Below are 21,867 nucleotides of genomic sequence, written 5' to 3'. Positions count from 1 at the left end.
ACCGATGCGCCGCCGTCCCTCCGAACTTTTGCCCGCCCTGGCCTTGATGCTGCCCGCCTTGGTGATGGTGGGTCTGCTGTTTGTCTACCCGCTGCTGTTTTCGCTGACCTACGCCTTCCGCAATGAAGGCACGGGTGGCTGGGATCTGGCCAACTTCAGCAAGGCCTTTGCGCTGTATGGCAACGACATCACGCTGACGGCGGTGGTCACCGTGCTATCCACTGCGCTGGTCGGCGTGCTGGCGGTGGCGATTGCTGGCTACCTGACGCTGGGCGAGAACCGGCGCGCGGTGGCGGCACTGCGCTGGATCTACCGCTGGCCGCTGTTCATTCCGTTCGTGGTGGCGGCCCAGCTCATGCGTACCTTTTTGGCCAAGAACGGCATGCTGAACAACGCGCTGATGTCGGTCGGACTGGTCGAGCCGCTGCACGCCATGAGCCTGCTGGACTGGCGCGGCGTGGTAGTCACTTTTGTGTGGAAGCAGTTGCCGTTTGCCGCGCTGCTGATCAGCGGCGCCATGGCATCCATGGACCGCTCGATGATCGAGTCCGCGCGCGGCCTGGGCGCGGGCCGGCTGCGCATCCTGCTGGAGATCGTGCTGCCGCAGGTGGCCTCCACCGTCTGGGTCAGTCTGATTCTGTCGTTTGTGACCATGCTATCGGCGCTGTCGGTGCCGATGATGGTCATTGCCGGTTCGCCCACACTGTTGACGGTCGACATGGCCTGGCGCGTCAACTCCTACGGCGACTACGGCGTGGCCAATGCGCTGGGCTTTGTGGCGTTTGCCATGAGCGGCGTGGCCGCCTGGTTTTACCTGCGCCAGGGCCTGCGCACCGGCGGGCAACCGAAATGAAGCTGCGCCATTCCCGCACCCCGGAATTCTTAGGCACGCTGCTGCGCGTGGCGCTCATCGGCCTGCTGGCGATAGCCGTGTTCGGCCCGCTACTGAACATGCTGATCTGGACGGTTACCGAGGCCTGGTACTTCCCGGCCAAGCTGCCGCAACGCTGGGGCTTTGCCTTCTGGAACAAGGTGTTCCGCCCTGAAGCCGGAGCCATGCGTGCACTCACCACCAGCCTGCTGATTGCGGTGCTGACGGTGCTACTCAGCCTGGCGGTAGCCATCCCTGCGGGCTATGCCTTGTCCAAACGCACGCTGCCGTTTCGTAACCTGTTTCTGCTGTTCTTTCTGCTACCGCAAGCCTTTCCCACGGTGGCGGTGCACATGAATATTGCGCGCATCTTCTACGGCCTGGGGCTGACCGGCACCATCTGGGGCGTGATGCTGGTGCATGCCATCCAGGGCCTGGTGTTTGCGGTGTGGATCGCCTCGGCCTCGTTCGCGGCTATCCAGCAGGAACAGGTGGAAGCCGCGCGCAACCTGGGCGCGTCGCCGCTGCGGGCCTTTGTGTCGGTATCGCTGCCGCTGGCAGCACCCGGTCTGATGGCCAGTGCCATCTTCGTCTTCCTTATCTCGTTAGACGAGTTTTCCGGCACCTTCTTCGTCGGCGTGCCCGATGTGCGCACCTTGCCGCTGACCATGCTGAACGCGGCCATGGAAGGCAACTACCAGATCGCCTCCATCACCGCCTTGCTGCTGCTGGTGCCGTCGGTGCTTTTCATGCTGTTTGTGGAGCGTTTTCTGAAGGCCGATGTGCTGGCCGGTGTAGGAAAGTAACGGCCATGAGCCTGCCCGCCGAATATTCCCTCTGGCTGCGCCCTGCCGCCGCCGATGAAGCCGCCCTGGTGCAGACGATTGACCGCCTGGCGGCGCTGCGCGGCAGCGAACGTTTTGCGCCGCATATCACGGTACAGGGTGATCTGGCCCAGCCTCTGGAGCGGCTGCGCAGCGCACTCGGCTCGCTGGCAGGCCAAACCCGGGTGCAGCGCTGGCGGGTTCAAGCGGTAGAGTACAGCCCGCATTTTTTCCGCCGCATCGTGCTGCGCTTTGCGCCCTGCGCAGCATTTGGTGGTTTGCAGGCTGCGGCACAGGCATGGAGCCAGACGCAGCAGGGTTTGTCGCCGTTCCCGCACCTGAGCCTGGCCTACGGCGAGGCGCATGCAAACGATGCCGGTGTGCAGCAGGCGCTGGAGCAGGAATTTCTAGGACGGGAAGTCCGCTTGGACCGGCTCAGCATCTGCCATTCGTCCCAGTCCGTACCCATCCCGGACTGGACCTACCAGGCGGACCACCCGCTGGAAGCTGGGGCAGGCACCTAAGGCGGCATCCCCACTGACAGCCAGGTTCATCCAAGCCTGCTATCTTGGGGACCTCTGACCAAGGAGCCCCCATGCCCACCCCCCACAACAACACGCCCCACGCGTTTGCCACCACGCTGCAAACTTTCACCACGGCCAGCGGCAGCACCGGGCAGTTCTGGTCCCTGCCCGCGCTGGCGCAGCAGTACCCCGGCATCACCCGCCTGCCGGTGTCCATTCGCATCGTGCTGGAATCGGTGCTGCGCAACTGCGATGGCAAGAAGGTCGCGCCGCAGCATGTGGAGCAACTGGCGCACTGGCTGCCGAATGCCGAGCGCACCGAGGAAATCCCGTTCGTTGTGACCCGCGTGGTGCTGCAGGACTTTACCGGCATCCCGCTGCTGGCCGACCTGGCGGCGATGCGCACCGTGGCGGCGTCCCTGGGTAAAAGCCCCAAGACCATCGAGCCCCTGGTGCCGGTGGACCTGGTAGTGGACCATTCTGTGATGGTCGACTACTACGGTACACCGCAGGCGCTGGACCTGAACATGCAGCTGGAATTCCAGCGCAACCACGAGCGCTACCAGTTCATGCAGTGGGGCATGCAGGCGTTTGACACCTTCCGCGTGGTGCCGCCGGGCTTTGGCATCGTGCACCAGGTCAATCTGGAGTACTTTGCACGCGGCGTGTACAAGAGCCCGCAGGACACCGGCACCAACCCGGTGTACTACCCCGATTCGCTGGTCGGCACCGACAGCCACACCACCATGGTCAACGGCATTGGCGTGGTGGGCTGGGGTGTGGGTGGCATCGAAGCCGAGGCGGCCATGCTGGGCCAACCGGTATACATGCTGACCCCGGACGTGGTGGGCTTCGAGCTATCGGGCACGCTGCGCGAGGGGGTTACCGCCACCGACCTGGTGCTGTTTGTGACCAACATCTTGCGTGCCGAGAAGGTGGTGGGCAAGTTTGTGGAGTTCTTTGGCCCCGGTGCCGCGTCCATCCCCGTGCCCGACCGCGCCACCATCGGCAACATGGCCCCCGAATACGGCGCGACCATGGGCTTCTTCCCAGTGGACGACAAGACGATTGCCTACTTCCAGAACACCGGCCGCACCGCCGACGAGATCGAGCGTTTCGAGGCGTACTACAAAGCGCAGGGCCTGTTCGGCATGCCCAACCCCGGCGACATCGACTACACCAAGACCGTGCGGCTGGACCTGGGCACCGTGGTGCCCAGCGTGGCCGGCCCCAAGCGCCCGCAAGACCGCATCGCCCTGGACCAACTGGCCAGCACCTTTGCCGCGCTGTACAACCTGCCCAACGCAGCCAATGGTTTCAACCGCCCGGCCAACACACTGGCGCTGCGCCATCCGCTGCCGTCTAACGACACCACCATCGGCAATGGGGATGTGCTGATCGCCGCCATCACCTCCTGCACCAACACCTCCAACCCCAGCGTGATGCTGGCGGCGGGCCTGCTGGCCAAGAAGGCGGTGGAAGCAGGCCTGACGGTGCTGCCGCACATCAAAACCTCGCTGGCCCCCGGCTCGCGCATCGTCACCGAGTATTTGCAGAAAGCCGGGCTGCTGCCCTACCTGGAGAAGCTGGGCTTTTACCTGGCGGGCTATGGCTGCACCACCTGCATCGGCAATGCGGGGGATTTGTCGCCCGAGATCAATGCGGCCATCGGCACCCACGAATTGGTCTGCGCGGCGGTGCTGTCGGGCAACCGCAACTTCGAGGCGCGTATCCACCCCAATTTGAAGGCCAACTTTCTGGCCTCGCCGCCGCTGGTGGTGGCCTACGCGATTGCGGGCAATGTGATGACCGACCTGGCCACCCAGCCAGTAGGTCTGGGCACGGATGGCAAATCGGTATTTCTGGCCGACATCTGGCCCAGTATGGACGAGATCGACGCACACCTGCGCTTTGCCACCGATGCACAGGCCTACCGCGCCAACTACGACAAGATCAAGTCCGACCCCGGTGCACTGTGGAGCAGCATCCAGGGCACGACCGGGCAGGTCTACGACTGGCCGCAGTCCACCTACATTGCCGAGCCGCCGTTTTTTGGCGGCTTCAGCCTGGTCCCGCAGCTATCGGCGGCGGGCTTTACCGGCGCGCGGACCATGGCGCTGTTTGGCGATTCCATCACCACCGACCACATCTCACCCGCAGGCTCCATCGCCGAAAAATCCCCCGCCGGGCAGTGGCTACTGGCCCACGGCGTGCCCCGCGCCGACTTCAACAGCTATGGCTCGCGCAGGGGCAACCACGACGTGATGGTGCGCGGCACCTTCGCCAATGTGCGCATCAAGAATTTGATGCTGCCGCCCGATGCCACAGGCTCACAGGAAGAAGGCGGCCTGACGCTGTACCACCCCGCCCAGGGTTCGCCGGAGAAGATGTCCATTTTTGAAGCCGCACAAAAGTACATGGCGGCCGGTGTGCCTACGGTGGTGTTTGGCGGTGAAGAGTACGGCACCGGCTCGTCGCGCGACTGGGCAGCCAAGGGCACGCAGTTATTGGGCATCAAAGCGGTGGTGGCACGCAGCTTTGAGCGCATCCACCGGGCCAATCTGGTGGGCATGGGCGTGCTACCGCTGCAGTTTTTGGGCAACGATAGTTGGCAAACTTTGGGCTTGCGCGGCGATGAAACCATAGACGTGGTGGTCCGCGCAGCCCTGCAGCCGCAGATGGACGTGGCCCTGGTCATCCACCGTGCCGACGGCAGCCAGCAGGAGGTGAAGGTGCGCCTGCGCATCGACACACCGATCGAGGTGGACTACTACCAGCACGGCGGCATCCTGCCGTTTGTGCTGCGCCAATTGCTGGCGGACTGATTTCAACCCCAAGGAGCTCCCTATGTTGACCTGTAAAAACCTTAGCTCGCTGGCATTGGCTACCCTGCTGACCGCCTGCGCCACGCAGCCCAAAGGCCCCATGGCCACCGCTCCGCTGGCCGCCACCGCGGGTAACACCGCCACCGGCAGCATCCAGTTCATCCAGTTGCCGGGCAAAGTGCTGGTTCGCGGCGAGGTGCATGGCCTGCTGCCCAACACCGTGCAAGGCTTTCATATCCATGAAAAGGGCGACTGCTCCAGTGGCGACGGCATGTCTGCGGGTGGCCATTTCAACCCCGACGGCCACGCCCACGGGGCCGCCACCGGCCCCATGCACCACGCGGGCGACCTGCCCAGCCTGCAGGCCGATGCCTCGGGCAGTGCCAAGATCAGCTTTGAAACCGCCGACCTGGCCGTGGGCAGCGGCCCGCACGACGTGGTCGGCCGTGGCCTGATCGTGCACAAAGACCCGGACGACTTCACCACCCAGCCCACCGGTAATTCTGGCGCGCGGCTGGCCTGTGCCGTGATCACCCGCAACCCATAGGACCCCACAGCATGCAAATCCAAGCCAGCGAAGTGGATCTGGCCACCCCCACCGGCACCATGCGGTGCTATGTTTACCGCCCGAAAACCGAGGCTGGGGCCGTCTCCAAACCCCTTAAAAAATACCCGGCACTGATTCTGTATTCCGAGATTTTTCAGCAAACAGGGCCCATTCGCCGCAGCGCGCAAACCATGGCGGGCCATGGCTTTGTGGTCGTGGTGCCAGAAGTGTTCCATGAGCTCAACCCTATCGGCACCGTGCTCGGCTACGACGACGCGGGGCGCGACAAGGGCAACGCCGACAAAGTAGCCAAAACCCTGGAAGCCCACGACAGCGACGCACAAGCCATCATCGATTACCTTGGAACGCTGGACGACTGCTCCGGGAAAGTCGGTGCCATGGGTTTCTGTTTGGGGGGTGGACTGGCTTACCGTGCCGCCCTGAATCCGGCCATTGCGGCCACGTCGTGCTTTTACGCCACCGACATCCACTCCGGCATGGTCCCGTCCCAGCCGGGCAACGAAAGCCTGGTACGCACGGGTGAAATCCAAGGCGAATTGCAAATGGTCTGGGGCAAACAAGACCCGCACATCCCTGCAGAGGGCCGGGCCTTGGTCTACAAGAAGCTGAGCGACGAGAAAGTGAACTTCACCTGGCACGAGTTCAACGGCGTGCACGCCTTCATGCGCGATGAGGGCGAACGCTTTGATGCCGAACTGCAGCTACTCGGCTACCAGATGGCGATTGGGATGTTCAGGCGGGTTTTGTCCTAAGCACGCACCAAGCGCGGCTACCCTGGCCGCGTTCAAACCCGTTCCAGTACGAGAGCAATCCCCTGGCCCACGCCAATGCACATGGTGCACAGCGCATAGCGGCCTCCGGTGGCGTGCAAACGGTTGATGGCGGTAGTGGCCAGGCGCGCACCACTGGCACCCAGCGGGTGGCCCAGCGCAATGGCACCACCCCAGGCGTTTACCCGTTCATCATCGTCTTGCAGGCCCAACTGGCGTAGTACCGCCAGGCCTTGTGCGGCAAAGGCCTCGTTCAGCTCGATCACGTCCAACTGCGCCAATGCCAGGCCGGTGAGGGCCAGCACTTTTTCGGTGGCAGATACCGGGCCGATACCCATAGTGCGCGGGGCCACACCGGCGGTGGCCATGCCGACCACGCGGGCGCGCGGTGTCAGGCCGTTTTTGGCAGCACTGGCTGCATCGGCCAGCAGCAGTGCACATGCACCATCGTTTACCCCCGAGGCATTGCCTGCCGTGACCGTACCGCCAGGGCGCACCACGGGCTTGAGCTTGGCCAGGCTGTCCATGCTGGTGGCACGCGGGTGTTCGTCGGTGTCCACCACGGTGGCATCGCCCTTTTTTTGGGGGATGGTGACGGGGGTGATCTCGCGCGCCAGGTGCCCGGCCTGTTGGGCGGCCACGGCGCGCAACTGGCTGTGCAGGGCCATGGTGTCCTGGTCTTCTCGGCTGATGTGAAAGTCGGTGGCAACGTTCTCTGCCGTTTCGGGCATGGAGTCCACACCGTACTGTTCTTTCATCAATTTGTTGATAAAGCGCCAGCCGATGGTGGTGTCGTGCACCGCGTTGCTGCGGCTGAAGGCGGACTCCGCCTTGGGCATGACGAAAGGTGCACGGCTCATGCTCTCGACACCGCCCGCTATCATTAATGTAGCTTCCCCCGCTTTAATGGCACGGGCTGCAGTGCCCAAAGCATCCAAACCCGAGCCGCACAGGCGGTTCACGGTGGAGCCAGGCACCGCCAGCGGCAGGCCTGCCAGCAGCGCGCTCATGCGGGCCACATTGCGGTTGTCTTCACCGGCCTGGTTGGCGCAGCCGTAGATCACATCGGTGACCGCGGCCCAATCGACGTTCGGGTTGCGTGCCATCAGCGCCCGCAGGGGAATGGCACCGAGGTCGTCGGCACGCACGCTGCTCAGCGCACCGCCGTAGCGGCCAAAGGGAGTGCGGATGGCATCGCAGATAAATGCTTGGTGCATGGGGTTCTCGGTACGGATGGGGGTCAATGGTGGCGTTCAGGCCTGGATGGGCAGGCCCACCAGACGCTCGAGTTCGGCGTGCTCCAGGCCTTCCACCTTGTCGATGAGCTGCAGGCCTTGCGGCGTGCACGCCAGCGTGGCCAGATCGGAATAGATGCGCTTGACGCAGGCGATGCCCGTCAGCGGATAACTGCAGGCATTGACCACCTTGCTTTCGCCCTGTTTGGTCAGCAAATCCATCATCACCCAGGTTTGTTTGGCACCGATGGCCAGGTCCATGGCACCGCCTACGGCGGGAATGGAGTCGGGCTCGCCGGTGCTCCAGTTGGCCAGGTCGCCGGTGGCAGAGACCTGGAACGCGCCCAACACGCAAATGTCCAGATGGCCGCCGCGCATCATGGCGAAGCTGTCGGCGTGGTGGAAGTACGCACCACCGGGGAGCAGCGTGACCGGTTGCTTGCCCGCGTTGATCAGGTCGTAGTCTTCTTCCCCCGCCGCAGGGGCCGGGCCCATGCCGAGGATGCCGTTTTCGCTGTGCAGCACCACTTCCCGGTGGGCTGGAATGTGGTTAGCCACCAGGGTGGGCTGGCCGATGCCGAGGTTCACATAGGCCCCGTCCTGGATGTCTTGCGCCACGCGCTGGGCAAGCTGGTCTTTGCTGCGTTTTTGGTAATTGCCCATGGTGTATTTCTGGCTCAAGCGGCGTGTTTGAAACCACCGGCCTGGGTGGCCACGTGGTCAATCCGCACAATTTTGGAAACAAAGATGCCGGGCGTCACGATGGCCTCGGGGTCCAGCGTGCCCAGATCCACAATCGAATGCACGGTGGCTACGGTGTATTTAGCAGCGGTGGCCATCACCGGACCGAAGTTGCGTGCCGCCTTGCGGTAGACCAGGTTGCCCCAACGGTCGCCGCTCTCGGCCTTGATCAGGGCCACGTCGCCGTAGATCGGGTACTCCAGCACATACGGCTTGCCGTGGATGACGCGGCATTCCTTGGGGCTGCCGTCGGCATTTTTGGCCAGCTCGGTACCAAAGCCGGTGGGGGTGAAAAAGGCCCCCACACCCGCCCCGGCGGCGCGCAGGCGCTCGGCCAGGTTGCCCTGGGGCACCAGTTCCAGCTCGAGTTGGCCGCTGCGGTACAGGCCGTCGAACACCTGGCTGTCGGCCTGGCGCGGAAAGCTGCAGATGATCTTGCGCACCCGCCCGGCCTTGAGCAGCGCCGCCAGCCCGGTCTCGCCGTTGCCCGCGTTGTTGTTGACCACGGTCAGGTCGCGGGCACCTTGGGCTATCAAACCGTCAATGAGTTCGTTGGGAATACCGGCGGTGCCGAAGCCACCGATCAGCACAGTGGCCCCGTCCTGGATACCTGCCAATGCCTCGGCGACCGAGGCGGCGATTTTGTGGATCACACACACTTCCTCAGGTAAATGCTCAGGCCGTAACGCGTTCCATGCGGGTCAGGGGCAGTGCTTCGCTGGCGTTCAAGGCTTTTTGCAGCACAAAGTCAAAGCGCGAGCGGGTGAACGGGGCGCTGATGCCCAGCGACTCATAGCCTGCAGGTGCCACATCTTTTTCGATTTCGACGATCAGGCCGTCGCGGGTGGCGAAGGCGAAGTCGTCGTCAATGAAGCTGTCGCCCGGGATGTTGACCTGCGTGGTCAGCGTGCGCAGGCCGGGGGCGACCACCAGGAAGTGGATGTGCGCCGGGCGGTTGCCGTGGCGGCCCAGCGCCTCAAAAAGCTCCGAGGTGGGGCTGTTGGGCGGAATGGCGTAGCCCGGTGGCAAGAAAGAGCGGAAGCGGTACTGGCCTTGGGCATCGGTTTCGATCTGGCGGCGCAGCTCAAACGGTTGCATGCCGGGGAAGAAGTGCGAGTAGCCGCCTTTTTCGTTGGCGTGCCACACATCCATCACCGCATGGGCCACGGGCTTGCCGTCCACGTCGCGCACCTGGCCTTCCATCACAAACACTTCGCCCTTGGGTTCGCCTTCGTCGACCCGCACTTCAAACTTGGAAGAGGGGGCACCGGCGATGAACAGCGGGCCTTCAATGGCGCGCGGCGTGCCGGCGGCACGGCCGGCCTTGGCATCGGCTTCGTCCAGACGGATGTCGAGCAGGCGGTCAAAGCCCAGGCCGGCGGTGATCAGGCCGGTCTGGCCGCTTTGGGCCAGGCGGTTGAGCCAATCCACCGCGCTCCAGAACTCGTCGGGGCTCACATTCAGTTCGTCGATGGTTTGGAACAGGTCGGCAACGATGCGGCCCGTGATTGCGCGCACGCGCGGGTTGCCCGGGGCGTTGTGCTGGGTGTTGACGATGTCCAGCAATTGCTTCTGGTTGAGTTCGGCCATGGTGTTGTCTCCTCGTTGGGATGGTGGTGGGGGAACGGAAAAAAGGGGGCTGGCAGCTTCAGGCAATGGCCGAGGGGTGGGCTGCCAGCGGCGTGACGTGGATCTTCATGAAAGGAAAGAGCGGCAGACCTTGCAGCAACTGGTGCAGCTCGTCGTTGGAGGCCACATCAAAAATGCTGTAGTTGGCGTACTCGCCCACCACGCGCCAGATGCTTTTCCATCGGCCATCGCGCTGCAGGTCTTGTGAATAGGCCTTTTCGCGGGCCTTGATTTCATTGGCTTGTTCCAGCGGCAGATCCCGCGGAATGTGCACATCCATACGAACCAGAAATAGCATGCGGTAGCTCCTTAAACAGGGGTGGCACGGTGGCCGAGGTCGATGACGATGGGAGCCTGGCCCGCGTGGGCGCGGTCAAAGCGGTTTAATTGCGCCACATCCACCTCCACGCCAAAGCCGGGGCCGTCGGGCAACTGCAGTTCAAAGTCGCAGATCACCATGCGTTCGGTGACGATGTCGTCCACCAGCAACTGGGGACCAAACAGCTCGCAGCCATGGTGTTGCGCGCCCAGCGTTGAGAACACGTGCGCCGATGCCGCGCTGCCGACCGAGGTTTCCAGCATGGTGCCGCCGTACCAGCCGATATCGGCCGCTTCGGCCACTGCCGCCACCTGGCGGGTGCGCAGCAGGCCGCCATGCTTGGCTACCTTGAGCGAAAACACGTGGCACGCCTGGCCACGGGCCAGCCGCATGGCGTCTTGCGGGGTGCACACGGTTTCGTCGGCCATGATGCTGGCCCGGTCGCCCAGGGTGGCGCTCAGGGTTTGCAGTGCTTCCACGTTCCATTTGGCCACCGGCTGCTCGATCAGGGTGACGCCCGCGTCGATCAACTGCGGCAGGTAGCGGCGCGCGGTGTTGCCGTCCCAGGCCTGGTTCACGTCTACCGTCAAGGTGGCTCGACCGGCCAGGCCGTGGGCGATTTGCACCACGTGGGCTACGTCTTGCGCCGGGCTGCGGGCCCCAATTTTCATTTTGAAAATGCGGTGGCGTTTTTGCTCCAGGCGCAACTGGGCCTCGTCCAGGTCGCGGGCCACATCGCCGCTGGCCAGCGTCCAGGCCAGGGGCAGGCTCTGGTGGCGCTTACCGCCCAGCAACTGCCAGGCGGGCAGATCCAGGGAGCGCGCCACGGCATCTATCAGCGCCATCTCCACCGCGCTTTTGGCAAATGCGTTGCCCTTGCAGGCCAGGTCCATGCGGGCCAGCGCGGCCTCAAAATGCGCGCCGTCTTGCGCCAACAGTGCCGGTGCCAGGTAGTTGTGGATGGCGTGCTGCACGCTCTCGGGGGACTCTTCGTTCCACGATGGTCCGCCGATGGTGGCCGCCTCGCCAAAACCGCAGGCACCGTTGGCCAACCAGAGCTGCACGATCACGGGGCTCTGGCGGCTGATGGAACCAAACGACAGCTTGTGCGGACGGATGGTGGGGATGTCCAGAATCCGCGCTTCGATACGCTCAATCGGGAAACGACTCGTCATGGAAGGGGGCCTTTGGCACGTGAAACAAGAACAACGGAGTCAAGGTTAATTCCCTGCAAGAGTTCTTTCCAATGGTTTATTTGTGATTAATCGTTCGACGTAATCGAACGAAAAGCCTTACCATGCCCGCATGGAAATCCGCCAACTCCGCTACTTTTTGGACATCGCCCAGACCGAGCACCTGACCCAGTCGGCCGCCAATCTGTTCGTCACCCAGTCCACGCTGTCGCACGGCCTGCGCCAGTTGGAGGACGAGCTGGATGTAGCGCTGTTCGACCGGCTGGGCCGGGGCCTCAAGCTGTCGCAGGCGGGGGCCGAGTTTCGCGTCTACGCCACGCGGGCCTTGAAGGAAATCGAGGCCGGGCGCATGGCGCTGGCCGAACTGGGCGGCCTGCAGTCGGGCAAGCTGACGGTGGGCGCGATTCCTACGTTTTTGAACACCGTGCTGCCCGCCACGGTCGCACGCTTCAGCCAGTCGCACCCGAAGGTGATGGTCGAGGTGCGGGACTTGCGTGCTGGAACGATCGAGACGCAACTGCTGCGGGGCGAGCTGGACCTGGGCATTGCGTTCCAGCCCACCGAGCACGGAGATATCGAAACCGAACCCCTGTTCGACGAACGCATGCTGTTGGTGGTGGGGCCGGAGCACCCTCTGGCCGCCCTGCGCAGCCTACCCATGGCCGCATTGGTGGATGTGCCTTTGGCGCTGTTGCCGCGCAGCTTTGCCACCCGGCGGCTGATCGACCAAAGTTTGCGCCAGGCGGGGGTCACGCCGCTGGTACGGGTGGAAATGGATTCGGTGGAAGCCTTGCTGGGCGTGTGCCTGTTGGGCGACCTGGCCAGCATCGTGCCCGAGCGGGCGGCGCAACAGGTGCCCGACCTGCATGCCATCGCCCTAACCGATCCCGAGATGGTGCGCCACGCGGGCATTCTGTGGCGGCGCGGCGCATCCCGCAGCAAAGCGGCCCAGGCGTTTGCGGCCTTGCTGCTGACCAACCCGCTGCGCTGGTCGCCCACCCGGGTACTGACCGGCCCGTCCAAAACAACGCCAAATTAATGGGTTTTATGAAGCTGAACCACGCACCCATCCAGGCCGCCATCGTCGACCTCGACGGCACCATGGTCGATACCCTGGGCGACTTTGCTGCCGCCTTGAACGGCATGCTGGCCGATTTGGCGCTGCCGGCCATTGCGCCCAGCGCCATCCGGCCCATGGTGGGTAAGGGGTCTGAGCATCTCATAAATTTAGTACTAAAACATGCTCTAGCGCATATTCCACCTTTGCAAGACGCTATCAATAGCGCAGCATTGTTCAACCGCGCGATGGACCGCTACCAGCACCACTACGGGGCGATCAACGGCCAGTTCTCCGCGGTGTACCCCGGCGTGGTGGACGGCTTGCTGGCGATGCAGCAGCGCGGCTGGAAACTGGCCTGTGTGACCAACAAACCCATTGCCCTGGCCCTGCCGCTGCTGCAGGTCAAGGGGCTGGTGGGCTTCTTCAGCCATGTGTTTGGTGGGGATTCATTCGAGCGCAAAAAGCCCGACCCGCTGCCACTACTCAAAGCCTGCGAAGCCCTGGGCACCCTGCCCGCCCAGACCCTGGTGGTGGGCGACTCCAGCAACGATGCACAGGCCGCACGGGCGGCAGGATGCCCGGTGCTGTTGGTGACTTACGGCTACAACCACTGCGAACCCGTCTCGGGCGTGGATGCCGACGGGCTGCTGGATTCGCTGGCCGGGATTTAGATCAGGACCGGTACGCCGCAGGCTGCCGGTTGACCAGCCACAGTGACAGCCCGATCAGCACGCCGCCCAGCCCCTGCGCCCACACCAGGGTATTGCCCAGCACCAGGAACGACAGCAGCACGGTGAACAAAGGGGCCAGAAACAGGTAGCCGCTGGTGCGGGTGGCCCCGCCTTTTTTCAGCGCCACAAACCACAGGCCAAACGACCCGGTCGAGGCCGGAATGGCCAGCCAAACAAACCAGCCCCACTGCGCGTGCGTCGTCACCAGCGGCCAGTGCTCGCCCGAACCGTAGGCTATGGCCAACACCGCCAATGCGCCGACCAGCATTTGCCAAAAGCTCAGGGCCCAGCTGCCCATGGGGACCCTGGCGCGCTTGTTGATGATGGTGGCGGTAGCCCAGCACCAGGCGGAACCCAGGCCGATGGCTTGACCGGTCAGCGCGTCGGCACCTGGCAGGCTACCCGAGCCCGCGCCTATGGCCAGCGACACCCCCACAATGCCCAGTAGCAGGCCCAGTAGCCGGGTGCGGTGGAGCGATTCACCCAGGAATATCCTGCCCAGCACAGCCACCCAGATCGGATTGGTAAACAGCAGAATAGCGGCGGTAGAAGCCGCAATGGTGCGCATCGCCACAAACAGCAAACCCATGACGGCCGCGGTTTGCAGTAGCCCGATGAGTACCACCACCAGGGCATCGCGCAGCGTCATGGCGCTGGGCAGCAAAGCCTGGCCCAAGGGGCCTGCATCGAGCAGGACCAGCGGCAGCGTAGCCGCCGCCGCCACCAGAAAGCGCCAGCCCACCAGCACCATCGGTGAAAAGCCCCCTTGCAGCAGTATCTTCCCGGCAATAAAGCTCGACCCCATCAAAAACGTGGCCGCCAGCAGCGTCAGTACAAATGCGGCCTGGCCAGCATGCGCTGTGTTGGAGGTATGGGAGGTATGGGAAGGAGCTGCCATGGCGGGGTCAATGCCCGCCGCCCAGGTACGCCGCTTTGACCGCCGGGTCGTCGCGCAGCTTGGCGGCATCGCCGTGCACCGAGATGCGGCCGTTTTCCAGCACGTAGCCGTAGTCGGCCACCTTCAGCGCGGCGGCGGCAAACTGCTCCACCAGCAGCATGGTGACGCCGCGGGACTTCAGGTCGGCAATGATGCGAAAAACCTCTTCCACCAAAATCGGGGCAAGGCCCATGGAGGGTTCGTCCAGCAAGATGATCTCGGGGTTGAGCATCACCGCGCGGGCCATGGCCAGCATTTGCTGTTCACCGCCCGACAAAGTGCCCGCCAGTTGGTTGCGGCGTTCCTTGAGGCGGGGGAATAGCTCCATGGCGCGTTCCAGGTCGCCCGCCACGTCGCCTTTGGGTCGGCTGCCGGTCAGCCGGGGAAAAGCCCCCAGCGTCAGGTTGTCGCTAACGGACATCGTGGCAAATACCCGCCGCCCCTCTGGCGAGTGGGCCAGGCCTTGTTTGGCGATGGTGTAAGACTCCAAGCCATCAATGCGCTTGCCGTGCAGGCTAATCTGGCCCGCAGTGGGTTTGACCATGCCCGACACGGCCCGCATGGTGGTAGTTTTGCCCGCACCGTTGGAGCCAATCAGGGTGACCACCTTGCCCTTGGGGACCTCCATGGAGATGCCGTGCAAGACCTGCACCTTGCCGTAACCGGCTTCCAGGTTTTTGATACTCAACATAGGGAATCCTTGTGCTTGTGCTTATGCCACTGTGCCGCCGAGATAGGCGGTGATGACTTTTTCGTCGGCCTGCACCTCGGCAGGCTTGCCTTCGGCAATCTTCTGGCCGAAGTCCAGCACCGACACCGCATCGCACAGGCCCATCACCACATCCATGTGGTGCTCAATCAGGATCACGGTGATGCCGTGGTCGCGGATTTTGCGCACGATCGCCACCAGCTCCTTGATGTCAGGCGCGGTCAGGCCAGCCGCAGGTTCATCCAACAGCAGCAATTGCGGGTCCAGCGCCAACGCCCGGGCAATCTCCAGCAGGCGCTGCTTGCCATACGGCAGGTTGCGCGCCTCCTCGGTGGCCAGCGCGCCCAGGCCTACAAAGTGCAGCAGCCCCATACCCCGCGCATGGGCGGCCTTTTCTTCGCGCCGGTAGCGGCCGGTGTGCAGGGCCACATCCACAATATGGCTTCTGAAGGTGTGGTGCAAACCTACTTGCACGTTCTGCAAGGCGGTCATTTCGCCAAACAGCTGCACGTTCTGGAAAGTACGCGCAATGCCCGACAAGGCGATGTCGGCCGAGGTGCGCCCCACCACCGCCCGGCCCGCAAATGCAATGCTGCCCGCCGTGGGCACGTAGATGCCGGTAAGCACATTCATCATGGTGCTTTTGCCAGAACCATTCGGGCCGATCAGCCCGTGGATGCTGCCGCGCTTGACCCGGAGGTCGACGTTGTTGATGGCCTTCAAGCCGCCAAACTGCATCAGCACCCCCTGGGCCACCAGCAGGTCTGACCCCACAGCACTGTGGTCGACATTGGAGGCCACCATGACCGCATCCGGCCCGGCGTTACCGGTGTCTGCCAGCACGCCCCCGGCAGGCGTTGTTTTACGGACAAACAGCTTTTGCACAAAGCCCACAATGCCGTCCTGCAGGTAATACACCACAAACAAAATCATCAGGCCAAAGATGCTCAGCCGCCAGTCGGTGATGGATTGCAGCCAGAAGGAAAACACCACCAGCGCGATCGACCCCAGCACCGGAATGGCCACCGCTTTGGGGCTGGTGGCTTTTCGGACGATGCCGACAATGGCACCCACCGTGATCAACACCGCCAACACCGAGGCCACGATACGGAACAGCTCCAGGTCGTCCAGCAACTTGGGCAGAATCACAATGATGGCGGCCCCCAGTAGTGCGCCGACGCGGGACTTGCGCCCGCCCATGATCACCGCCAGCAAGAACAACACCGTCAACTCGAAGTTATAGGTATTGGGCGAAATGTACTGCTCGGAATACGCATACAGGCACCCGGCCAGGCCCGCAAAACCCGCGCTGATCACAAACGCATACACCTTGTAGCGGTAGACCGACACGCCCATGCAGTCCGATGCCACCGGGCTACCGCGCAAGGCCTCGAACGCACGGCCCAGTTGGGATTTGAGGATGCGGTCCACCACCACCAGCGATACCACCATGAGCACAAACACCAGCCAATAAAAACCGTTTTCATTGAGCTGGTAACCGGCAATGGAGGGCTTGGTCAGCTTGATCCCCATCGGGCCTTCGGTCAGAAAGGTCATCTCGTTGACCAGTATCTGGATGATGGTGCCAAACGCCAGCGTCACCATGGCCAGGTACGGCCCGGTGACCCGCAAGGCCGGCAAGGCCAGCAAGGCACCAAACCCGGCGGTCACGCCAATGCTGGCCGGAATAATCACCCATAGCGGTGCACCCAGCTTCAAAAAGAACACCCCGGCGGTGTAGGAACCCACGCCAAAAAGCCCGGCATGGCCCAGCGACACCTGGCCGGTGTAGCCCACCACGATATCCAGGCCAAACAGCAAAATCGCGTAAATCATGATCGTGCCGACCATGTGGATGTAATACGGATTGCTGGTAAACAGCGGCGCCGCCGCCAGCAGGGCCAGCCCGAGCACGGCGGCGGTCAAAGACTTGCGGTTCATCGTCAGACTTTCTTGATGGCTGTTTTACCGAACAAGCCTGCGGGCTTGAGCGCCAGCACCAGCAGCAGCAGCACCAGACCGGGCACATCCTTGTAGCCGGTGGAGAGGTAAAAGCCGGTGGTGGTTTCGGCCACACCCAGGATGATGCCGCCCACAATAATGCCCATGCCGCTGGTCAAGCCGCCAATGATGGCCACCGCAAACGCCTTTAGCCCCAGCACCGAGCCCATGGTGGCGCCGGTGAGCGTCAGCGGTGCAATCAATGCCCCGGCAAACGCCGCCGTGGCCGAAGACAGCGCGTACGAGAACGTAATCACCAAACCGGTATTGATGCCCATCAGCTTGGCCGCGTCCCGGTCGTTGAAGGTGGCCACCACGGCCTTGCCGTAAATGGTTTTGCGGTTGAAAAACTCGACCGCCAACATCATCAGCACCGCTCCGACCACCACCAGAATCTCCATCGGCAGCACATTGGCACCCAAAAACTTGAGCGGCGATTCGGGCAAGGGCGACGGAAACTTCATGTCGTCACGGCCCCACACGTTTTCCGCCACGTTTTTGAAAATAATGCCCAGCGCGATGGTGGACATGATCCAGCCAAATTCACTCTTGATCTTGATCGCCGGGCGCACCCCGATGCGCTCTACCAGCGCCCCCTGGAACAGGCCAAACACCATGACCAAGGGCAGCATGAGCCAAAAATTCACCCCCATGGTGACCAGCGTAAGGCCCACCATCGCCCCCAGCATGAGCGCATCCCCCTGGCCGAAATTGAGCGTGTCCGAGGTCTGGAACGTCAGCTGGTAGCCGAACGCAATGACGGCATAGATCATGCCCAGCGCGATACCGCTGTAAATGAGTTGAAGCAGGATGGCCATAGTGTGAGCTCCGTGCAATGTGCAAAAAAATACCGCACCAGCCTTGACGGCCAGAGCGGTGTGGTGACCCTGTGCGAACCGGAATCCGCTTACTCCGGACTTATGCAAGACGCTCTGTGTGCCCAAAGGGCCACACAGAGGGCGCTGCATAAGTTCTTTTACTTCTTCGCTTCCTTGACGCGCACTTCCGAGGCCTTCTTGAAGTCATCGGGGTAGGCATAAATCACACGCTGGCCCTTGACCTCGCCAAACACCGGAATATTGGCCGTGATGGCTTCGTGGTCCTTGGCGGTAAACGGCTTGTTGTAGGTGGTGACCACGCCGGTCACGGGTGTCTTCAGGTCTTCCAACGCAGCCTTGATATTCGGGCCCTCGGTGGACTTGGCCTGGGTGATGGCAGCGGCCAGCAGGTAGATCGAGTCATAGCCCTGGGCTGCGGACACCGGCGAGTCGATGCGGGCATTCTTCGGGTTAAAGGTCTTCAGGTAGCTGATGATGAAGGACTGGCGCTTGGGAGTGGTGGGCTCCTGGATGAAGGTTTGCGGCATGCGCGCGCCGTCGCCACCGGGGCCTGCGTTGTCAATGAAGTTGGCCATCGACAAGGTCCAGCTGCCGATGATCGGCACCTTCCAGCCCAGCTTGGTCATGCCGTTGGCGATCTGCGCCAGCTCGGGGCCAATGCCGTAGGTCAGCACGGCTTCGGCACCGGCTTCTTTGGCCTTGAGCAACTGCGCCGTCATGTCCACATCCTTGATGTTGAACTTTTCCACTGCCACGGCTTTGATGTTTTTCAGTGCCAGCGCTTTTTCCAGGTCTTCGCGGCCCAGTTGCCCGTAGTTGGTGGAGTCGGCCAGGATGGCGATCTTTTTGTAGCCACGGCGGGCAATCGCCTCTTCCACAATCATGGGTGCCTGGATGCTGTCGTGCGCCGAGTTACGGAAGATGTAGTTGGCAGGCTGGTCGTCAAACTGGTGGGTGATCACCGAGCCGGTGGCCACGTTGTTCATCACCGGAATCTTGGCGTCCTGGTAAAAACGTTGCGAAGCCAGTGCCACGCCGGTGTTGATAAAGCCCACCGTGGCGGCAACCTTTTCCTTGTTGATCAGCTCCTGGGCGATCTGCACGCCGCGCTCGTTTTTGGCTTCATCATCGCGCTCCACGGTTTGCAGGGGCCGGCCCAACACGCCACCGGCCTTGTTGATTTCTTCCACCGCCAGCTTCACACCGTCGCGCATGCTCACGCCCATGGAAGACGAGCCGCCGGTGAACGGGCCGGTGACACCGATCTTGATGGGTTCGGCGGCCATGGCAGCAGTGGCAAGGCCAGCCATGGCAGAGACAAAGACCATGTGGGAGGCTAATGGGGCAAAACGAAAACGCATGTGTCTCTCCTGTTTTTAATCAAAGCAATGCATGTCTCAAGGCAAATCTCAAGGTAGACCTCAAAGCCATTGTTCAACGCAGTTTTAGCGCGCCCGACGCGGGGCTTGTCAGCGTTTTCACGCCGCATGGTCAGGGGTTGCTCCGGTGTCCATGGCCAGCCAAAGCCATGTATACATAAATGTACGCCGCGTGTTTACAAAGTGTTCCAGTGAATACCCTGAATACAGATGTGTATTTTCAGAGGGGTGCCGGTGAAGATGCCCGGTGTAGAGGCCCAGCCCCGTTGCGCAAAAGAAGGCTGGAGAGGGCCGCCTGCAAGCGCTGGTGCAAACCAACGTTGTGAGACTGTAGGGTGTTTCGCGCCCACTTGTGCGGCAAAAATGGATCCAGAGGGCCGCGAAGGGTCTTACAGGAATGCAGCCTATGCGGCAGGCTGCGAACTTGCATCTACACAAATTTATGTATAAAAATGGCATATAGCGCATACACCACCTATGCATATAGCTACTATTTAAATAGCATTTGCTGTTTCAATATGCAGCATCAGAGCGCCGAGAAATCCGGGCGGCGGTTTTCCATGAAAGCGGTCAGCGCCTCCTTGGCGGCGGGCTCGCGTAGCATGCGGCCAAAGATGGCGATTTCTTCCTCGATGCGCGCTGCCACCGGGGCGGCCTGCGCCTGCTTCATCAGGCGCTTGCTGGCTACCACCGACGCCAGCGGTTTGGCGGCCAGGCGCTGGGCCTGGCGGTGCGCCAGGGCGTGCACCTCGGTGGGCGGCACGATGCGGTTGATCAGGCCCACTTCCAGCGCCGTCTCTGCGGTGAACGGGTCGCCCAGGAGCAGCGCTTCGGCCGCGCGCTGGTGGCCCATCAGGCGCGGCAGCAGGTAGCTGGAACCGGCTTCGGGGCACAGGCCCAGGTTGACGAACGGCAGCGAAAACGCCGCGTTGTCGCCTGCGTACACCAGGTCACAGTGCAGCAGCAGCGTGGTGCCCACCCCCACTGCCGCGCCACACACCGCGCCGATCAATGGCTTAGGGAAGGTGCTGATAACGCGCAAGAAGCGGATCACCGGCGATTCGGCCGTGGGCGGGGCCTTCAAAAAGTCGCCAATGTCATTGCCCGCCGAGAAGATCGTCTCGTGCCCCTGGATGACCGCCACCCGCACCAACGGGTCGGCCTGGGCCGCTTCCAACGCGTCGGAGATCGCGGTGTACATGGCGGCAGTGAGGGAATTCTTCTTGGCCACGCGGTTCAGCGTGATGGTCAGAATGCCGTCTTCGGTGTGAACAAGGATGTCGGTCATGGGTGTACTCGGCAAAAAACAATTTACTATGATTTAGATAGCTACCTGCGCAATTTCCATATTCGCTAGCGGCCTAAATGGCTAAAAACTAGCGGCGAGACACCCCTTCCAAAGAACCCGTGGAACTGGCTCCGCCAGGCCACTGGGTTCGCCCCCTGCAAGGGAGTTGGCGAAAGAAGCGAAGCTCTGCAGCCTGGGGGTGTGCCTATTTAAACGCGCTCAAAGATTCCAGCCGCACCCTGGCCCATGCCCACGCACATTGTCACCATGCCGTACTTCAGGTTGTTGCGGCGCAGAGCGTGGATGACGGTGGCGGCGCGGATGGCACCGGTGGCACCCAGCGGGTGGCCCAGGGCAATCGCGCCGCCCATGGGGTTCACCTTCGATGGGTCCAGGCCGAGGGTGTTCATGACGGCCAGCGACTGGGCGGCGAAGGCTTCGTTCAGCTCGAACCAGTCGATATCCTGGTGCTTTAAACCGGCATAGCGCAGCGCAGCGGGAATCGCCTCGATCGGGCCGATGCCCATGATGTGCGGCGGCACGCCCTTGCTGGCGAAGCTGACAAAGCGCGCCAGCGGGGTCAGGCCGAAGCGCTTCACTGCCGACTCGCTGGCCAGGATCAGCGCGCCTGCGCCGTCCGAGGTTTGCGAGCTGTTGCCTGCCGTGACCGAGCCACGTGCCGAGAAAACCGTCTTCAACTTGCCGAGTCCTTCCACCGTGGTTTCCGGGCGTACGCCTTCGTCCAGGCTGACGGTGCGCTGGTCGATACGGACCTTGCCAGTGGCCAGATCGACGCTGCGGTCATCCACCGTGATCGGGGTGATCTCGTCGTTGAAATAACCCGCCTTCATGGCCGCCAACGCCTTCATGTGCGAAGCGTAGGCAAACTCGTCTTGCGCGCTGCGGCTGATCTTCCACTGCTGCGCCACCTTCTCGGCGGTCAGGCCCATGCCGTAGGCGATGCCGTAGTTGTCCACGTCGTCGGTGTTGCTGAAGATGTTGGGCGACAGGCTGGGGCCGTTGCCCATCATCGGCACCATGCTCATGCTCTCCACCCCGGCGGCGATCATCACATCGGCCTCGCCCACGCGGATGCGGTCGGCGGCCATCTGCACCGCGCTGATGCCCGAGGCGCAGAAGCGGTTGACAGTGATGCCGCCCACCGAATTCGGCAGGCCGGCCAGCACCGCGCCGATGCGCGCCACGTTCAGGCCCTGCTGGGCTTCGGGGATCGCGCAGCCGCAGATCACGTCTTCGATGGTGGCGGGGTCGAGGCCGGGTACCTGGGCCAACGCCGCACGCAACGTGGTGGCCAGCAGCTCGTCAGGCCGGGTGTTGCGCAGATACCCCTTGTGCGAACGGCCAATAGGCGTGCGGGTGGCGGCGACGATGTAGGCGTCTTGGATTTGCTTGCTCATATTCGT

21 protein-coding genes are annotated in these 21,867 nt (G+C 62.8%); 8 read left to right on the top strand and 13 right to left on the bottom strand.

All coding sequences use genetic code 11. From position 1 onward, the window contains the following. Positions 1-4 precede the first annotated feature (4 nt). The 6 genes from AC097L_RS03965 (at position 5) to AC097L_RS03940 (ending at position 6,364) form a co-directional block, all read left to right on the top strand. Positions 5-853: an ABC transporter permease gene (locus AC097L_RS03965; protein WP_479584867.1), complete on the top strand. Its 849-nt coding sequence runs from the start codon at positions 5-7 to the stop codon at positions 851-853. Next, the gene (locus tag AC097L_RS03960) at positions 850-1,677 is read left to right on the top strand and encodes an ABC transporter permease (RefSeq protein WP_479584866.1); all 828 of its coding nucleotides are present in this window, start codon (positions 850-852) and stop codon (positions 1,675-1,677) included. Before AC097L_RS03965 ends, AC097L_RS03960 begins: the two co-directional genes overlap by 4 nt. A gap of 5 nt (positions 1,678-1,682) precedes the next feature. Next, positions 1,683-2,219, top strand: a complete 537-nt coding sequence (locus AC097L_RS03955) for a hypothetical protein (RefSeq protein ID WP_479584865.1) — start codon at positions 1,683-1,685, stop codon at positions 2,217-2,219. 71 nt (positions 2,220-2,290) lie between these two features. Continuing rightward, positions 2,291-5,044, top strand: coding sequence for an aconitate hydratase AcnA (gene acnA, locus AC097L_RS03950; RefSeq protein WP_479584864.1), 2,754 nt, complete (start codon positions 2,291-2,293; stop codon positions 5,042-5,044). 22 nt (positions 5,045-5,066) lie between these two features. Next, the gene (locus AC097L_RS03945) at positions 5,067-5,591 is read left to right on the top strand and encodes a superoxide dismutase family protein (RefSeq protein WP_479584863.1); all 525 of its coding nucleotides are present in this window, start codon (positions 5,067-5,069) and stop codon (positions 5,589-5,591) included. Between the two features lie 11 nt (positions 5,592-5,602). Beyond that, positions 5,603-6,364 (top strand): dienelactone hydrolase family protein, encoded by a 762-nt coding sequence (locus AC097L_RS03940; RefSeq protein ID WP_479584862.1) that lies wholly within the window; start codon positions 5,603-5,605, stop codon positions 6,362-6,364. A gap of 32 nt (positions 6,365-6,396) precedes the next feature. Here AC097L_RS03940 and pcaF read toward each other — a convergent pair whose 3' ends face one another. From pcaF to AC097L_RS03910, 6 genes are read right to left on the bottom strand one after another with little or no spacing between them, the layout of a single operon-like run. Beyond that, positions 6,397-7,599: a 3-oxoadipyl-CoA thiolase gene (gene pcaF, locus AC097L_RS03935; protein ID WP_479584861.1), complete on the bottom strand. Its 1,203-nt coding sequence runs from the start codon at positions 7,597-7,599 to the stop codon at positions 6,397-6,399. A 36-nt stretch (positions 7,600-7,635) separates the two neighbouring features. After that, on the bottom strand, positions 7,636-8,280 hold the full coding sequence (locus AC097L_RS03930) for a 3-oxoacid CoA-transferase subunit B (RefSeq protein WP_479584860.1): 645 nt from the start codon (positions 8,278-8,280) through the stop codon (positions 7,636-7,638). Positions 8,281-8,294: 14 nt separating this feature from the next. Continuing rightward, positions 8,295-9,011, bottom strand: coding sequence for a 3-oxoacid CoA-transferase subunit A (locus tag AC097L_RS03925; protein WP_479584859.1), 717 nt, complete (start codon positions 9,009-9,011; stop codon positions 8,295-8,297). Positions 9,012-9,033: 22 nt separating this feature from the next. Next, entirely contained in the window at positions 9,034-9,948 is a 915-nt protein-coding gene (locus AC097L_RS03920) for a catechol 1,2-dioxygenase (protein WP_479584858.1), read from the bottom strand. A gap of 58 nt (positions 9,949-10,006) precedes the next feature. Continuing rightward, positions 10,007-10,285: a muconolactone Delta-isomerase gene (gene catC / locus AC097L_RS03915; protein ID WP_479584857.1), complete on the bottom strand. Its 279-nt coding sequence runs from the start codon at positions 10,283-10,285 to the stop codon at positions 10,007-10,009. 11 nt (positions 10,286-10,296) lie between these two features. Beyond that, the gene (locus AC097L_RS03910; protein ID WP_479584856.1) at positions 10,297-11,481 is read right to left on the bottom strand and encodes a muconate cycloisomerase family protein; all 1,185 of its coding nucleotides are present in this window, start codon (positions 11,479-11,481) and stop codon (positions 10,297-10,299) included. A 130-nt stretch (positions 11,482-11,611) separates the two neighbouring features. Here AC097L_RS03910 and AC097L_RS03905 point away from each other — a divergent pair, with 130 nt between their 5' ends. Together AC097L_RS03905 and gph are read left to right on the top strand one after the other, a co-directional pair. Continuing rightward, positions 11,612-12,538 (top strand): LysR substrate-binding domain-containing protein, encoded by a 927-nt coding sequence (locus AC097L_RS03905; RefSeq protein ID WP_479584855.1) that lies wholly within the window; start codon positions 11,612-11,614, stop codon positions 12,536-12,538. Continuing rightward, complete coding sequence (gene gph, locus AC097L_RS03900) at positions 12,538-13,230, top strand: phosphoglycolate phosphatase (RefSeq protein WP_479584854.1); 693 nt, start codon at positions 12,538-12,540, stop codon at positions 13,228-13,230. The genes AC097L_RS03905 and gph overlap by 1 nt, the downstream gene beginning before the upstream one ends. 1 nt (position 13,231) lies before the next feature. Here gph and AC097L_RS03895 read toward each other — a convergent pair whose 3' ends face one another. The 7 genes from AC097L_RS03895 to AC097L_RS03865 all read right to left on the bottom strand — a co-directional run bounded on the left by AC097L_RS03895 (position 13,232) and on the right by AC097L_RS03865 (position 21,861). Beyond that, on the bottom strand, positions 13,232-14,188 hold the full coding sequence (locus AC097L_RS03895; RefSeq protein WP_479584853.1) for a DMT family transporter: 957 nt from the start codon (positions 14,186-14,188) through the stop codon (positions 13,232-13,234). A 7-nt stretch (positions 14,189-14,195) separates the two neighbouring features. Further along, the gene (locus AC097L_RS03890; protein WP_479584852.1) at positions 14,196-14,918 is read right to left on the bottom strand and encodes an ABC transporter ATP-binding protein; all 723 of its coding nucleotides are present in this window, start codon (positions 14,916-14,918) and stop codon (positions 14,196-14,198) included. Between the two features lie 21 nt (positions 14,919-14,939). Beyond that, on the bottom strand, positions 14,940-16,877 hold the full coding sequence (locus AC097L_RS03885; protein ID WP_479584851.1) for a branched-chain amino acid ABC transporter ATP-binding protein/permease: 1,938 nt from the start codon (positions 16,875-16,877) through the stop codon (positions 14,940-14,942). 2 nt (positions 16,878-16,879) lie between these two features. Then, complete coding sequence (locus tag AC097L_RS03880) at positions 16,880-17,755, bottom strand: branched-chain amino acid ABC transporter permease (protein WP_295953261.1); 876 nt, start codon at positions 17,753-17,755, stop codon at positions 16,880-16,882. A 158-nt stretch (positions 17,756-17,913) separates the two neighbouring features. Beyond that, entirely contained in the window at positions 17,914-19,104 is a 1,191-nt protein-coding gene (locus AC097L_RS03875; RefSeq protein WP_479584951.1) for an ABC transporter substrate-binding protein, read from the bottom strand. A gap of 577 nt (positions 19,105-19,681) precedes the next feature. After that, complete coding sequence (locus AC097L_RS03870) at positions 19,682-20,443, bottom strand: enoyl-CoA hydratase (protein WP_479584850.1); 762 nt, start codon at positions 20,441-20,443, stop codon at positions 19,682-19,684. 209 nt (positions 20,444-20,652) lie between these two features. Further along, on the bottom strand, positions 20,653-21,861 hold the full coding sequence (locus AC097L_RS03865; protein WP_479584849.1) for an acetyl-CoA C-acyltransferase: 1,209 nt from the start codon (positions 21,859-21,861) through the stop codon (positions 20,653-20,655). Positions 21,862-21,867: the final 6 nt, after the last annotated feature.

Source organism: Rhodoferax sp. RT5P35, assembly GCF_056521385.1.
This window is presented reverse-complemented; position numbering and strand designations above follow the sequence as displayed.